This window comes from Arthrobacter sp. 10T425 (genome assembly GCF_056393985.1).
In genome coordinates, this window is sequence record NZ_JBFTGZ010000022.1 from 48,334 (window position 1) to 62,695 (window position 14,362).

Sequence of the window (14,362 nt, forward strand, 5' to 3'; positions counted from 1 at the left end):
TGGCGCGCGGCCGGCGCCGGATGGTGCAAGATGGAACCATGAGTGCCGAGGACCTTGAAAACTATGAGACCGACATGGAGCTACAGCTCTACCGCGAATACCGCGACGTCGTCGGGCTGTTCAGCTATGTGGTCGAGACCGAGCGGCGTTTCTATCTTGCCAACCACGTTGACCTGCAGGCCCGCAGCGCCGACGGCGAGGTCTACTTCGACCTGACCCTGCAGGACGCCTGGGTGTGGGATGTCTACCGCTCCGCCCGGTTCGTCAAGAGCGTCCGCGTCATCACGTTCAAGGACGTCAACGTCGAGGAACTGCCCCGCAGCGAGGAACTCGCCCTGCCCAAGGTCGAGGACCTGGGCAACTGACCTTCGATTCCTAGCCCCCGGGTGGCGCAGGGTTTCCGTTGCGGTCCAGGGCAATGCCCTGCTGCCGCAGCAGGTCCAGCACACTCTCCGGATACGAACCGCAGCCATCCGGGTTCGCGGATCCCCGCTCGGCCGCGTGGTCGGACGCCGTGTCGCCGATGCCGATGGTTGCGACGGCCGCCTTCCATCCGCCGAGCCCCTCGATCTGCTTGGGGACCCACACGTTGGCCGCACCGTTGACGTAGTCCCACACTTTGGGGTGGACCCCCGGGCCCAGATAGATGCCGCCTCCCGCCGCCCGGGTGACGAGTGTGGGCAGTGGCAGGACCCCCATCAATTGCGCGGCCTGATACTCGGACATGTTCCACGGGGGTTCGTCGAAGTAGTACCAGCTCGCCGCGCAGATGCCGTACAGCCTCGGGCCGAACTGCGCGTAGTTCAGATACAGCTCCATGATCCGTTGCGGGGTCAGGGTGAGGCTGAACTCGGTCGCAAGCCCGGCCTCCAGCCCCTTCCTCAGGGCATTCGTATCAGGCCACAGGAAGATGTTCTTGACCAGCTGCTGCGGGACCGTGGAACCGCTCGGGTCATCCTTGGCCTGCAGGTAGGCGACGGCCCTGTCCCGGAACTCATCGACGGAGAACGCGCCAACACGCGTTCCCAGCTGTTGGTCCTCGTGGGCGACGGCCGCGGCGATGACATAGCGGCTGATGTGGTTCAGGGACACGTACTGGTAGGCGATCGGGCCGCCGGTCTGCAGCATGTAGGCAGTGCGCGGGGGAGCGAACCAGATGAAGGAGACGGCGGCCAGCTCCGTGATGACCACCATGGCGACGGCGAACTTGAAGATCCTGGCGAGCAGCCGCCGGATCCGGTGCGTGCGTCTTCCCGCCGGAGCCGCCGGCTCAGGCTCCGGGGCGGGGCCGGGCTCTGACCGCACTGGTGGCGGCCAGGTCTCGGGCTCAGGCCGCGCTGGTGCGGGCCCGGATCCTGGCGCAAGCCGCGGTGCGGTCTCGGTCTCAGGACGCGCTGGTGGGGGCCAGCTGGGGCCCGCCTGCCTGCCGGGCGGACCTGGTTCCGTAAGCTGCTGCGTTCCCAGCGGCTGGGCCGCTCGATATTCCATACGCCGATCCTTCGGCCGATCCTCAGGAGAGACCACGGACGCCCCGCGGAATTCGAGGGGGTTGGGAAAAGCCTAGGTGGGCCGTGCGGGCATTGGCTACGTTTCGTTGCCTGACAATCGCATCAACACGTCCTGTCAATGCCGCCACGGATTTGATCGCCGGAAGTGGCCGCCCGGGATCCGCCCAGATCCGGGGCCGTCGGCAGGCGTCGCGGCGAAGTGTCCCAACGTTGGTAGATGTGCACTCATGGGTTATCTCCACTGTTGAGAAATTCGGTTACCTGCTGCGCAACCTCGTCGGAGATTCCCGTTTGCCAGCTCGTGTTGAACAAGGGCTGATCGGCATAGAAGTCTGAGTCATCGTCGACGATTGCATACCGCGCAACTTCCGGATGCCGGTCCAGCCACATCTTCACTTCCTCGCCACGAAAACCTGTGTCCGCTGTCGGAGTAACGTCAAAGGTCTTGCAAACGTGTCTGTCGACTTCTTCACGGCCGCCGGGGATATGCCGCCATGTGGACGTTAGAACAACGGCTGCGTCCGTGTCGAAGATGATCTTGCAGACCTTGGACGCCAGGAAAGGATCGATGCCCATGAAGCCGCGAAAGCTCTGTCTCGTACCAACGCGGTTGACGACACCGTCAATGTCGAGGAAAAGTACCTTCATTCCTTGTTCCTCCTGCAGTTCTTTCGTTCTGCCTTGATTATGCGATCAACAGTGCTGAGCGGGCTGCGGATACTCTTCTCATCACGCATGTGCTCTTGCAGCCCGGCGACGTTTTCCACATAGCCGAGGTGGGCCCTGTCGTCGTAAGTGGCGGCGCTTCACGCTGGAGGCATGAGAGCTAAGGATGTGCTGGGCCGGCGCGGGGAGGACCTCGCTGCGGATTTCCTGCAGGCCCACGGCATGAGGATCGTGGAGCGGAACTGGCGCTGCCCGGAGGGTGAGATCGACATTGTCGCGCTCGACGGCGACGCGCTGGTCATCGCCGAGGTGAAAACCCGGAAATCCCTGGCCTTCGGGCATCCGTTTGAGGCTGTCGGCGCGGACAAGCTGGCCAGGCTCCACCGGCTGGCAGCGGCGTGGTGCCGTGCCCAGGGGCTGTGGATGCCGCTGTGCCGCGTGGACGTGATCGCGGTGGTCGACGACGGCATCGGTGAGCCCGCCCTCGAGCACCTCAAAGGGGTGGGGTAGATGGCCCTGGGCCGGACCTATTCTGTCGCCCTCGTGGGCCTCAACGGCTACATCGTGGAGGTCGAAGCTGACATTGGCCAGACCCTGCCGGCGTTCGTGATCCTGGGCCTGCCGGACGCCTCACTGAACGAGGCCAAGGAACGGATCCGCTCGGCGGCGCAGAATTCGGGGATCCCGCTGAGCCGCCGGAAGATCACGGCCAACCTCATTCCGGCATCCCTGCCCAAACGCGGTTCGGGCTTCGACCTCGCCATCGCGATGGCCGTGCTGCTGGCGGCGAACGACATCAGGCCCACGGGCCGCACGGTCTTCATCGCCGAGCTCGGCCTGGACGGCCGGTTGCGGCCAGTGCGCGGTATCCTTCCGGCCGTGATGGCCGCGGTCCGGGCCGGCTACCCGGAGGTCGTCGTGGCCCGGGCCAACGTGGCGGAGGCCGAACTGGTCCCCGGCGCGCAGGTCCGGGGCTACGCCACACTGGCCCGGCTCGCGTTCGACTGCGGCGCGGACCCGCAGGACCTCGCTCTCGACTTCCAACCCGAGACCGAGGACTCCGGCCACCCCGAACCCGGCACCGGTCCCGCCCTGGCGCCGGACATGTGCGATGTCTCCGGCCAGGCGGCGGCGCGGCGTGCATTGGAAGTGGCCGCCGCCGGTGCCCACCACCTGCTGCTGACCGGACCGCCGGGTGCCGGGAAGACCATGCTCGCGGAGCGGCTGCCCGGGCTGCTGCCGGATCTGGGCGACACCGAGGCCATGGAGGTGACCGCCATCCACTCGCTGTGTTCGCTGCCGTCGGGCTCCGTGCAGCTGCTGCGCCGCCCGCCCTACGAGAACCCGCACCACACCGCGACGGCGGTGGCCATCATCGGTGGCGGCTCCGGGCTGCCGCGGCCCGGGGCGGCGTCCCGCGCGCACCGCGGGGTGCTCTTCCTGGACGAGGCCCCGGAGTACGACCGCGGCGTCCTGGACGCCCTGCGGCAGCCGCTGGAAAGCGGAGAGCTGGTCATCCACCGCTCGGCCGGGTCCGCGGCCTATCCCGCGCGATTCCAGCTGGTCCTTGCAGCCAACCCCTGTCCCTGCGGCAAGGCAACGGGCAAAGGAGTGGACTGCATCTGCACGCCCATCATGCGCCGCCGGTACCAGGCCCGGATGTCAGGGCCACTGCTGGACAGGGTCGACATCCAGCTCGAAGTCGAGCGGGTCTCGCTCGCCGGCTTCGGCCAACCTGCGGCCGAGGAAGGAACGGCCAGCATCGCGGAAAGGGTCCGGGCGGCCCGGACCCGCCAGCTGGACCGGTTGCTGCCATTCGGGATGGAAACCAACGCGCAGGTGCCGGGGCGGCTGCTGCGCGGGTCCCTGCGGCTCGATGCCCCCACCACCCGCATCCTGGACTACGCACTGGAGCGCGGAGTGCTGACCGCCCGCGGCTACGACCGCGTACTGCGCCTCGCATGGACCCTTGCGGACCTGTCCCGGCACGACGTCCCGGACGCAGACGACGTCGGGCAGGCGCTGGGCCTCCGGCAGGCCGCCGCGGTCTCACCCTGAGCCTGCCGGCACGAAGCCCACCCCAGCCGTGCGAAAGGAACCACCATGATTGATGACGACCGAACAGCCCGCGCCGCCCTGGCCCGCCTGTTCGAGCCGCAGGACGCGGCGGCCCTGGCACTGGTCCAGGCAGTGGGGGCGCAGGACGCCCTGCGGATTGCCAGCGGCGCGCTGGCCGCGGGTCCCGGGCTCGAACAGGAGATCACTGGAATCCTGGCGGACGGCGGGTGCGGCAGCGGCTGGTCCGGGCTCAGCGAGGCGCTGAAGCGTTGGGCCCCGCGCGTGCCCGACCTCGCGCCGGAGCGGGACCTGGCCACCATGCACCGGCTCGGCGGACGCCTCATCATTCCCACGGATGACTTGTGGCCGCGGCAGCTGGCGGACCTCGGACTGCAGGAGCCCCTGTGCCTGTGGTGGCGCGGCGTGGAACAGGAGCTGCCACCGGCGGCCCGGTCCGTAGCCCTCGTGGGCTCCCGGGACAGCACCAGCTACGGGGCATCGGTAACGGGCGACCTCGCCTACTCGCTGGCCCAGCGCGGCTTCACGATCGTCTCCGGCGGGGCCTACGGGATTGATGCCCACGCCCACAGGGCGGCCCTGGCCGGAAGCGCGGGCGGCGTGCCCACCATTGCCGTCATGGCCGGGGGAGTGGACCGCTTCTACCCCGCCGGCAATGAGGACCTGCTGCGGACCGTGGCGAACCGCGGCGCGGTCCTGGCCGAGGTTCCGCCCGGGTCCGCTCCCACCCGCTACCGGTTCCTGCAGCGGAACCGGCTCATTGCGGCGTTGGCCTCCGTCACGGTCGTGGTCGAGGCCCGGTGGCGCTCCGGCGCCCTCAACACGGCCCACCATGCCGAAAGCCTGGGCAGGGCCGTAGGCGCCGTGCCCGGATCCATCCACAGCGCCAACTCCGCCGGCTGCCACCGGCTTCTCCGTGAGGGCGGCGCGGTATGCGTCACGGATGCCGGGGAGATCGCCGAGCTCGCCTCCCCGAGCGGCGAGGCGATGCCCCCGGACAAGGCAGGCCGGTCCGAGGCCCACGATGGCCTGACCCTGCAGGACCTGATCCTGCTCGATGCCCTGCCGCTGCGGACCACCACCACGGTCGAGAAGCTTGCCGCGGTGGCCGGGCTGAGCCCGGACTCGGTCCGCGCAGGTCTTGGCCGGCTCGGGCTGCTGGGGCTGGCCGAATCCCGGCATGGCGGCTGGAAACGCTCCGGGAAGGCGGACTGAGATGGCTTGCTTCACCGGGAAGAAGCGGCTCGCCGACCGGCTCCTTGAATGCGGGGGGAATACTGCCAGAGTAAGAGGGTGTCTACACAGGATCCCCCCGCTGCCTCGCCCGCCGCGCTCGACGGCGGTATCCGGCTCGTCGCCGCACGCTTCGGCCGCTACCTGGAAGCGGAGCGGGGCCGGTCCGCCCATACCGTGCGGGCCTATCTCTCCGATGTCGAAAGCCTGCTCGCGCACGCCGCAACCGAGGGCGTCCACGACCTTGCCGGGCTGGAGCTCGGGACCCTGCGGCGCTGGCTTGGTGCCCAGAGCGAGTCCGGGAAGTCCCGCGCCACCCTGGCCCGCCGCGCCGCCACCGCCAGAGCCTTCACCGCCTGGGCTGTCCGTGAGGAGCTGATCGAAGCCGACCCCGCCCTGCGGCTCAAGGCGCCAAAGCGGGAGAAGTCCCTGCCCGGCGTCTTGCACCAGCAACAGGTCCGGCGGCTCGTGGACGACGCCGAATCCGCCTCGGCCGAGGGGGAACCGCTGGCCTTGCGCAACCGTGCCATGGTGGAGCTGCTCTACGCCACCGGCGTCCGGGTTGGCGAGCTGGCCGGCATGGACGTCGACGACCTCGACCCGGACCGCAGGACGCTCCGGGTGCTTGGCAAGGGCAACAAGGAACGCACGGTGCCCTACGGGCTGCCGGCGGCGCTCGCCGTCGACGACTGGCTCCGCCGCGGCCGGCCGGCCCTCGCCACCGGGACCAGCGGCCCGGCGCTCTTCCTGGGCGCGCGCGGCGGAAGAGTGGACCAGCGCCAGATCCGCAGCGTGGTTAAGGAGATGCTGGAACGGCTGGGAGACACCGCCGCCACCGGGCCGCACGCCCTGCGGCACTCCGCAGCGACCCACCTGCTCGACGGCGGGGCGGATCTGCGCGCCGTGCAGGAAATCCTGGGGCACAGCAGCCTTGCCACCACCCAGATCTACACCCACGTGTCCGTCGAGAGGCTCCGGCAGAGCTACCAGCAGGCGCACCCCCGGGCCTGAGGATCGCCGGTCCGGCGCGTCCGGCCGGCCGGAAAAGGCACACAATTCGGCCCGGATTCCTACACCGGATTCGGCCCGCATACCTGCCCGGCGCCAAGCGGACCAGGGTCCACCTGCGGGACTGCCGAAGCATGCACGGCGCGCCGGAAAAGACGCGCCGAATCGCACTGGCGTAATTAGGAGGGGTAGGGCAGAATAAAACTCACGCCCGGGAAGTTTCAAGTTGAACTTGAAGCTGGAATGCACCACGTCCCAGCTTTGAACCCGGTTGTATATTAGTAGTCTGGCAGGGACCGCCGGCATAAATTCGGATCCGCGCAACAGACAGACATCCAGGCACAGGTCGTTGGGGAAGACGTACCTACAGCTATGGAGGATGGAATGTCTGTTGCACTGACCCGAGGTGTGTTGTTCGTTCACTCGGCCCCGACTGCCTTGTGCCCCCACGTCGAGTGGGCCATAGGGTCTGTCGTGGACAAGCGGACGGACCTGGAGTGGACCGCTCAGCCTGCCGCGCCCGGAATGTTCCGGGCCGAGCTGTCGTGGACCGGAACGCCGGGCACGGGGGCTCAATTGGCGTCGGCTCTGCGAGGCTGGGCGCACCTGCGCTATGAAGTCACTGAGGAGCCGAGCCAGGGGGTGGACGGCGGCCGCTGGTCGCACACCCCGGAGCTCGGGATCTTCCACGCCACCACTGACGTCCACGGCAACATCATGGTGTCCGAGGACCGCATCCGTTACGCCTACGAATCCGGCGCCGGCGACCCCTCGGCCGTCTACCACGAGCTCTCGCTCGCCCTGGGCGAGGCCTGGGACGAGGAACTCGAGCCGTTCCGGCACGCCGCCGAAGGCGCCCCCGTGCGCTGGCTCCACCAGGTCGGCTAGGGCCTCACCGGGCGCACCACCGCAGCAATTCCATAGCTACGCGCCAAAAGGCAGATGGCGGCAATGTTCACGAAGAACATTGCCGCCATCTGCCGTCCCGGCGTGCTGCGGGCGTGCTGCTGGTCGTGCAGCTAGACGCTGCGTACCGCGATCACGGCGTTGTGGCCGCCGAAACCGAACGAGTTGCTCAGCGCGGCGATGCTGCCGGCCGGCAGGTCGCGGGCGGTCGTGACGACGTCGAGCGGGATTTCCGGATCCTGGTTCTCGAGGTTGATGGTCACCGGCGCCTTGCGGTCGTAGATGGCCATGACGGTCAGCACGGCCTCCACGGCACCGGAGGCGCCGAGCAGGTGCCCCATCTGGGACTTGGTGGCCGAGACCGCTACGGAGTCCACGTGCTTGCCCAGGGCGGCCTTGAGGGCCGCGTACTCGGGCTTGTCGCCGACCGGGGTGGAGGTGGCGTGCGCGTTGACGTGGACGATGTCTTCGGGCTGGATGCGGCCATCGAACATCGCAGCCTTCAGCGCGCGGGTGGCGCCCAGGCCCTGGGGGTCCGGGGCGGTGATGTGGTAGGCGTCGGCGGTGACCGAGGTGCCCGCCAGTTCGGCGTAGATCCGGGCGCCGCGGGCCAGGGCGTGTTCCTCGGCCTCGAGCACCAGGGCGCCGGCGCCCTCGCCCATGACGAAGCCGTCGCGGTCACGGTCGTAGGGGCGTGAGGCGTGCTCGGGATCGTCGTTGCGGCGTGAGAGGGCCTGCATGGAGGCAAAGGCGGCGATCGGCATCGGGTGAATGGCGGCTTCGGCGCCGCCGCACACGACGACGTCGGCCTTGCCGGCGCGGATGAGGTCCAGGCCCACGTGGACGGCCTCGGTGCCGGACGCGCAGGCGGAAACGGGGGTGTGGGCGCCGGCGCGGGCACCCAGGTCCAGGCTTACCGCGGCGGCCGGGCCGTTGGGCATCAGCATTGGCACGGTCATGGGCAGGACGCGGCGGGGACCCTTTTCGCGCAGGGTGTCCCAGGCATCCAGGAGGGTCCAGACGCCGCCGATGCCGGTCGCGAAGGCCACCGCCAGACGGTCGTGGTCGATTTCGGTGATGCCGGAGTCGGCCCACGCCTCACGGGATGCGACCACGGCGAACTGGGTGGACGGGTCCATGCGCTTGGCCTCGACCCGGGTCAGGACGTCCAGGGCAGGGGTGGAGGCGCGTGCAGCGAAGTGGACGGGCAGCTCGTACTTGGCCACCCAGTCGTCCTCGAGCGTGTGCGCGCCGGAGACGCCCTTGAGCGCGTTCTTCCACATCGTGGGGACATCGCCGCCGATGGGTGTGGTGGCACCCAGACCGGTAATGACTACTTTGCGTGCCATGGGATCACTCTCTGTCGGTGCGCCTGCCGTATCCGGAACCGCGAACGGGATGGCCGGGGCCTGCGAGGGGAAAACTTTCGGGTGGTGCATTTCGTGGTGCTGCTGGTGGTCCGGTCCGGGCGCTGCTGCAGCGCCCGGACCGGACACCGGGGTCCGCCGATACTGGCGGAAGCCAGACTAGGCCTGGGCGTTGGCGATGAAGCTGACGGCGTCGCCGACGGTCTTGAGGTTCTTGACCTCTTCGTCCGGGATGCGGACGCCGAACTTCTCTTCGGCGTTGACCACGATCGTCATCATCGAGATGGAGTCGATGTCCAGATCCTCGGTGAAGGACTTGTCCATTTCGACAGCCTCCGTGGCCAGGCCGGTCTCTTCGTTGACGATTTCAGCCAAGCCGGCCAGGATTTCTTCGTTGCTAGCCATTGATGGCTCCTTTTCTGGTTGTTGCCCTCGGCTGCCGGTGGAATGCCGGCAGCCTAAGGGCGGAAATGATTCAAACCGAGGGTTCGGCTTGGTGCGGGAATGCTTGCGAGCACAGCATGCGGGGCGGGCCCTGAAAGTGAAGGACATGCGGTGCAAGGGTGAAACGGGTGGAACGTATTTAGTTCGGAAAAGCGGTGGCTGCCTAAGGAAGCACGACCACCTGGGCGCCGAAGACCAGACCGGCTCCGAAGCCGATCTGCAGCGCCAGCCCGCCGCTGAGCTCGGGGTTTTCCTCAAGCAGGCGGTGGGTGGCCAGGGGGATGGACGCCGCCGACGTATTTCCGGCGTCGGCGATGTCGCGGGCGATCTTGACAGTCTCGGGCAGCTGCAGCTTCTTGGCCATCTCGTCGATGATGCGCATGTTGGCCTGGTGCGGGATGAACGCGGCGAGGTCCTCGGACCGGATGCCGGCTGCGTCCAGGGCCTGCTGGGCCACCTTGGCCATCTCCCACACGGCCCAGCGGAAGACAGTCTGGCCGTCCTGGCGCAGGGTCGGCCACAGGGAAGCGTCGGTCACGGCCGCTTCCTCATCGCTGACGGCGGCGCCGTGCTTGCCGGTCAGGGCGAGCTCGCGGATGTCCAGCATGGAGTGGGTCATGCCGATGGCATCCCACTTGCTGCCGTCCGAACCCCACACCGAGGGGCCGATGCCGGGCGTGTCAGAGGGGCCGATCACGACTGCGCCCGCGCCGTCGCCAAGCAGGAAGGAGATGGTCCGTTCCGTGTTGTCGATGACGTCGGAGAGCTTCTCGGCACCGACCACCAGGACGTAGGAGGCCGCGCCGGAACGCACCAGGGCGTCGCCCTGGGCGATGCCGTAGCAGTAGCCGGCGCATGCCGCGGAGATGTCGAAGGCCGGGGCCGGCGTCGCGCCGAGGCGGTCGGCGAGGCTCGCTGCGGCGGACGGGGTCGCATACGGGTGGGTAACCGTGGAAACGATCACGGCGCCGAGCTGGGAGGCCTCGATGCCGGCCTTCTGCAGTGCTTCACGTGCGGCGCCCTCAGCCATGTCAATCACGCTGACATCGGCGGGCGCGCGGTGCCGGGTGATGATGCCCGTGCGCTGGCGGATCCACTCATCCGAGGAATCGATCCACTGGCACACGTCCTCGTTGGTCACGATCACGCTGGGCCGGTAAGCCCCGATACCCATGATGCGGGTGTTGGCCTGCACCGGTGCCTGCTTCAGAGTGGGAACGCTCATGCCCCTCCCTCCAGTTCTGCAAATAGGGCCAGGGCCGCGGAAAGATCGTCCGGGGTCTTGACGGTGACTGTCTTGACGCCGGGCATGCCGCGCTTGGCCAGGCCCGCCAGTGTTCCGGCGGGAGCCAGCTCGATCACGCCGGTCACCCCGCGCTGCACCATCGTCTCCATGCACTGGTCCCAGCGGACCGGCCGGGAGACCTGGGCGATCAGGCTGTCGACGGCGGCGGCGCCGTCGGTGACTTCCGCGCCGTCGAAGTTGGACAGCAACGGCACCTGCGGGTCCTTCGGGTGCAGCGACGGACGCAGGGCCTGCAGGGCCGCGCCCGCGGGGGCCATATGCGAGGTGTGGAACGCGCCCGCGACCTTCAGCGGAATAACCCGGGCCTTGGCCGGCGGGTTCTCCGCCAGGGCCTTCAGCTGCTCCAGGGTGCCTGCGGCGACGGTCTGGCCGGCCCCGTTGACGTTGGCGGCCGTGGCCCCGGCGGCAGCAATGGCTGCCAGGACCTCCGCGGGGTCGCCGCCCACGACGGCACTCATGCCGGTCGGGGTGGCGGCGGCAGCGGCTGCCATGCTGTTGGCGCGTTCGCGGACAAACGTCATGGCTTCGGATTCCGACAGGACACCGGCGAGGGAAGCCGCGGTGATTTCGCCGACGGAGTGGCCGGCAAGGATGACGGGAAGCGTGCCGAGTTCGACGTCGAACAGCGACTTCGCCGTCACCAGGCCCGCAGCAACGATCAGGGGCTGCGCGACTGCGGTGTCCTTGATGGTCTCCTCATCGGAGGTGGTGCCGTGGGCGGTGAGGTCGATGCCTGCTATTTCGCTGAGGGAGGCCAGGAGGCCTGCGACGGGTGGCAGTTCCAGCCAAGGGGCCAGAAAACCAGGGGTCTGGGAGCCCTGTCCAGGGCAAACGATTGCAAGCACGTAACCAGCTTTCCAAATTACCGCGTGAACATTCGTGTTTTCATGCACCAAGCTCACTGGGTCAGTTTGTAGGAAGTCTACAACGGTTCAGGAGCCGTTGCGGGGAGGTTGCCGCTCCGTGGGGGCCTTCGGCGGGGCAGAAAGCCGGCCCACGACGAGGGCGGTCTGGAGCACGAACGCCTCCCGCGGCAGCAGCGGATCCCAGCCGGTGACGTCGCAGACGCGCTTGAGCCGGTAGCGCACTGTGTTGGCATGGACGAAGAGTTCCCGGGCCGTGGCTTCGAGTGAATGGCCCAGTTCGAGGTACGTGCCGAGGGTCTCCACCAGCCCGTTGGAGGCGGCCAGAAGCGGGCGGTAGATGTTCTTGACCAGCGAGCGGCGGGCGGCGTCGTCGCCGGAGATCACCCGCTCCGGGAGCAGGTCATCGGCCGCCACCGGGCGCGGCGCGGAAGGCCACGCGCGGGCCGCGGTGAGGCCGGCAAAGGCGGACTGGGCGGAGCCGCTGGCCTCGAGGAGGGACCCGGCCTCCGGGCCGTAGACCACCGGGCCGGGGGCAAAGAGTTCGCTGAGTTTCAGGTATGCGGTCTCCCGGTCGTGGACCCCGCCCAGGATCAGGATGAGGCGGTCGCCCTGGATCCCCACGAGGGCGTCCTCGGCGAAGCGCCCCGCCGTGCGCCGCAGCTCGCTGACGTAGCTGGCGCTTGGTTCGGACGGGGAATTTCCGACCATGACCGTGAAGCGCTCCTGTGCTTTCCAGCCCAGGGCCGCGATCCTGGACCGCAGCGCGTCGGTATTTTCGCCACGGAGGATGGCATCGACAATTAGGGCTTCCAGCCTGGTATCCCAGGAGCCGCGGGATTCCGCGGCGCGGGCATAGACGTCGGCGGCCGCGAACGCGACCTCCCGCGAGTAGCGCAGCACGGCCTCCCGGAGGGCCCCCTGGTCCGCTTCCGGGGCGATCACCGGGACCTGGTCCTCGACGACTTCCACCACGATCCGGATCAGCTGGAGCGCCTTCTGCAGGCTGATGGAGCGGGTCAGTTCGGTGGGCGCGGTGCCGAAGACGTCGGAGAGGATCCACGACGGCGAACTTGGCCGTTCGTACCAGGTGACGAAAGCCGCGATGCCGTTCTGGGCCACCATGCCCAGGGCGGAACGTTCATCCGAGTTCAGCCGGCCGTACCACGGCAGGGACTTCTCCAACTGGCGCAGCGTCGTCGTCGACAGCTGGCCCACGCTGGCCCGGAGCTTCTTGAGGGTTTCGGCTTTCTCCGGAGTCATCGCCCTCGAGCTCGGCTTGCGTTTTTCGGGAGTGGTGATCGGCTCTGCCATGCATTGAGCATACGGGGCGGGCCGCCCAAGCTCCATTTGTGCGAAGGCTACAACTGCCCTTGTCCTGCATCACAGCGGCCCGCGGGAGTCCAGAGCGCCCCCGGAGGGAGGCCGGAGGGAGGCGGGGCGGTTAAACGCCCGACGGCGGCCCCCACCTTTCGGTGGGAGCCGCCGTCGAACGTTCGCTCTTGCGCTGAGGCGCGGTTAGGAGTCGCCGCCCGCGTTGCCGGTGGTGCCGGCGTTCACGTTGTGCAGGCGGTACTTCTCGATGGCCTGGGCAGGTGCCTGGGCATCCACTTCGCCCCGGCGGGCCAGCATCTGAAGGGAACGGACCACAACCGAGTGGATGTCGTTCTTGAAGAAGCGGCGTGCCGCGGCGCGGGTGTCCGAGAAGCCGAAGCCGTCCGCGCCGAGCGAGGCAAACTCGTTCGGCAGGAACTGGCGGATCTGGTCCGGCACGGCCTTCATGTAGTCAGTGACCGCCACGATGGGGCCGGTGGCGCCGGCGAGCTGCTGGGTCACGAACGGGACGCGGGCGGGCTGGCCGGGGTTGAGGAAGGAGTCTTCCTCGGCGGCCATGGCGTCGCGGCGCAGTTCGGTCCAGGAGGTCACGGACCAGACATCCGCCGAGACGCCCCAGTCCTCGGCGAGGACCCGCTGGGCTTCGAGGGCCCAGGGAACCGACACACCCGAGGCAAGGATCTGCGTGCGCGGGCCGTCAATCTTGGCCGGCGCCAGCAGGTAGATGCCCTTGATGATGCCCTCGACATCGAGTTCCGCCGGTGCGGGCGGCTGCACGATCGGCTCGTTGTAGACAGTGATGTAGTACATCACGTTCCGCGACGGATCGTTGTCGGCAATTTCCTTCCCGGCTTCGCCGGGCCCATACATCCGGTTGAGGCCGTCACGCATGATGACGCCCATCTCGTAGCCGTATGCCGGGTCGTAGGTGATGACGGCCGGGTTGGTTGCCGCCAGTATCGGGGAGTGCCCGTCGGCGTGCTGCAGGCCTTCGCCGGTCAGCGTGGTGCGCCCTGCGGTGGCGCCGATGATGAACCCGCGGGTCATCTGGTCGGCGGCCGCCCAGAAGGAATCGCCGGTGCGCTGGAAGCCGAACATCGAGTAGAAGACGTAGACCGGGATGAGCGGTTCGCCGTGGGTGGCGTAGGACGTGCCGGCGGCGGTGAAGGCTGCCACGGATCCGGCCTCGTTGATGCCGGCGTGTACGATCTGGCCGGAGATGGACTCCTTGTACGCCAGGACGAGCTCSCGGTCCACGGAGAGGTAGYYCTGGCCGTYCGGGTTGTAGATCTTCGCCGTCGGGAAGAACGCGTCCATGCCGAASGTGCGTGCCTCATCGGGGATGATCGGCACAATCCGCTTGCCGAACTCCTTGTCCCGCATGAGGTCCTTGAGCAGGCGKACRAASGCCATGGTGGTGGCKGMGYGCTGCTTGCCGGAGCCKCGSTTGGCGACTTCGTAGACCTTCTCGTCCGGGAGGGTGACGTCGGCGTGCTTGGAGCGCCGCTCGGGGACGAAGCCGCCGAGTTGCTTGCGGCGGTCCATCAGGTACTGGATCTCCGGGGAGTCCATGCCGGGGTGGTAGTACGGCGGCCGGTAGAGGTCCGCTTCGAGCTGGTCGTCCGTGATCGGGATGCGCAGGTGGTCGCG

General features: G+C 68.3%; 14 protein-coding genes. 6 read left to right on the top strand and 8 right to left on the bottom strand.

The genetic code is table 11. The features are described from left to right. The first annotated feature begins 38 nt into the window (after positions 1–38). Entirely contained in the window at positions 39–365 is a 327-nt protein-coding gene (locus tag AC1DDH_RS19490) for a DUF2469 domain-containing protein (protein ID WP_018773443.1), read from the top strand. A 10-nt stretch (positions 366–375) separates the two neighbouring features. Here the strand turns inward: AC1DDH_RS19490 and AC1DDH_RS19495 are convergent, their stop codons facing one another. Continuing rightward, positions 376–1,305, bottom strand: coding sequence for a transglycosylase domain-containing protein (locus tag AC1DDH_RS19495; RefSeq protein ID WP_476956104.1), 930 nt, complete (start codon positions 1,303–1,305; stop codon positions 376–378). Between the two features lie 428 nt (positions 1,306–1,733). Further along, positions 1,734–2,156, bottom strand: a complete 423-nt coding sequence (locus tag AC1DDH_RS19500) for an HAD domain-containing protein (RefSeq protein WP_476956105.1) — start codon at positions 2,154–2,156, stop codon at positions 1,734–1,736. Between the two features lie 171 nt (positions 2,157–2,327). Here AC1DDH_RS19500 and AC1DDH_RS19505 point away from each other — a divergent pair, with 171 nt between their 5' ends. The 5 genes from AC1DDH_RS19505 (at position 2,328) to AC1DDH_RS19525 (ending at position 7,379) form a co-directional block, all read left to right on the top strand. Continuing rightward, a complete protein-coding gene (locus AC1DDH_RS19505; protein ID WP_230012585.1) occupies positions 2,328–2,684 on the top strand; it encodes a YraN family protein in 357 nt (118 codons plus the stop codon). Beyond that, positions 2,685–4,232 carry a YifB family Mg chelatase-like AAA ATPase gene (locus AC1DDH_RS19510; protein ID WP_476887793.1) on the top strand — a complete coding sequence of 516 codons (1,548 nt, stop codon included), beginning with the start codon at positions 2,685–2,687 and terminating at the stop codon, positions 4,230–4,232. A gap of 45 nt (positions 4,233–4,277) precedes the next feature. Next, positions 4,278–5,465 (top strand): DNA-processing protein DprA, encoded by a 1,188-nt coding sequence (dprA, locus tag AC1DDH_RS19515; RefSeq protein WP_476956106.1) that lies wholly within the window; start codon positions 4,278–4,280, stop codon positions 5,463–5,465. A 48-nt stretch (positions 5,466–5,513) separates the two neighbouring features. Further along, complete coding sequence (locus AC1DDH_RS19520) at positions 5,514–6,494, top strand: tyrosine recombinase XerC (protein WP_476871181.1); 981 nt, start codon at positions 5,514–5,516, stop codon at positions 6,492–6,494. Positions 6,495–6,875: 381 nt separating this feature from the next. Next, positions 6,876–7,379 (top strand): DUF3145 domain-containing protein, encoded by a 504-nt coding sequence (locus AC1DDH_RS19525; RefSeq protein WP_026266435.1) that lies wholly within the window; start codon positions 6,876–6,878, stop codon positions 7,377–7,379. Positions 7,380–7,510: 131 nt separating this feature from the next. Here the strand turns inward: AC1DDH_RS19525 and fabF are convergent, their stop codons facing one another. The 6 genes from fabF to AC1DDH_RS19555 form a co-directional block, all read right to left on the bottom strand. Continuing rightward, entirely contained in the window at positions 7,511–8,746 is a 1,236-nt protein-coding gene (gene fabF / locus AC1DDH_RS19530) for a beta-ketoacyl-ACP synthase II (RefSeq protein ID WP_028275211.1), read from the bottom strand. A 177-nt stretch (positions 8,747–8,923) separates the two neighbouring features. Next, positions 8,924–9,169, bottom strand: coding sequence for an acyl carrier protein (locus AC1DDH_RS19535; RefSeq protein ID WP_018773434.1), 246 nt, complete (start codon positions 9,167–9,169; stop codon positions 8,924–8,926). Positions 9,170–9,371: 202 nt separating this feature from the next. Beyond that, complete coding sequence (locus AC1DDH_RS19540) at positions 9,372–10,433, bottom strand: beta-ketoacyl-ACP synthase III (RefSeq protein WP_026537071.1); 1,062 nt, start codon at positions 10,431–10,433, stop codon at positions 9,372–9,374. Beyond that, positions 10,430–11,359, bottom strand: a complete 930-nt coding sequence (locus AC1DDH_RS19545; protein ID WP_028275209.1) for an ACP S-malonyltransferase — start codon at positions 11,357–11,359, stop codon at positions 10,430–10,432. The genes AC1DDH_RS19540 and AC1DDH_RS19545 overlap by 4 nt, the downstream gene beginning before the upstream one ends. Before the next feature lie 87 nt (positions 11,360–11,446). Next, positions 11,447–12,691, bottom strand: a complete 1,245-nt coding sequence (locus AC1DDH_RS19550; RefSeq protein WP_018773431.1) for a PucR family transcriptional regulator — start codon at positions 12,689–12,691, stop codon at positions 11,447–11,449. A gap of 204 nt (positions 12,692–12,895) precedes the next feature. Beyond that, the coding region (locus tag AC1DDH_RS19555; RefSeq protein ID WP_476956107.1) for a transketolase-like TK C-terminal-containing protein at positions 12,896–14,362 on the bottom strand (1,467 nt) is incomplete at its 5' end.

Excerpts from the sequence above, each read along its gene's own strand:
- AC1DDH_RS19490 (WP_018773443.1), top strand. The coding sequence starts at position 39 with ATGAGTGCCGAGGACCTTGAAAACTATGAGACCGACATGGAGCTACAG.
- AC1DDH_RS19500 (WP_476956105.1), bottom strand. The coding sequence starts at position 2,156 with ATGAAGGTACTTTTCCTCGACATTGACGGTGTCGTCAACCGCGTTGGT.
- AC1DDH_RS19505 (WP_230012585.1), top strand. The coding sequence starts at position 2,328 with ATGAGAGCTAAGGATGTGCTGGGCCGGCGCGGGGAGGACCTCGCTGCG.
- AC1DDH_RS19510 (WP_476887793.1), top strand. The coding sequence starts at position 2,685 with ATGGCCCTGGGCCGGACCTATTCTGTCGCCCTCGTGGGCCTCAACGGC.
- dprA (WP_476956106.1), top strand. The coding sequence starts at position 4,278 with ATGATTGATGACGACCGAACAGCCCGCGCCGCCCTGGCCCGCCTGTTC.
- AC1DDH_RS19520 (WP_476871181.1), top strand. The coding sequence starts at position 5,514 with ATGCGGGGGGAATACTGCCAGAGTAAGAGGGTGTCTACACAGGATCCC.
- AC1DDH_RS19525 (WP_026266435.1), top strand. The coding sequence starts at position 6,876 with ATGTCTGTTGCACTGACCCGAGGTGTGTTGTTCGTTCACTCGGCCCCG.
- fabF (WP_028275211.1), bottom strand. The coding sequence starts at position 8,746 with ATGGCACGCAAAGTAGTCATTACCGGTCTGGGTGCCACCACACCCATC.
- AC1DDH_RS19535 (WP_018773434.1), bottom strand. The coding sequence starts at position 9,169 with ATGGCTAGCAACGAAGAAATCCTGGCCGGCTTGGCTGAAATCGTCAAC.
- AC1DDH_RS19540 (WP_026537071.1), bottom strand. The coding sequence starts at position 10,433 with ATGAGCGTTCCCACTCTGAAGCAGGCACCGGTGCAGGCCAACACCCGC.
- AC1DDH_RS19550 (WP_018773431.1), bottom strand. The coding sequence starts at position 12,691 with ATGGCAGAGCCGATCACCACTCCCGAAAAACGCAAGCCGAGCTCGAGG.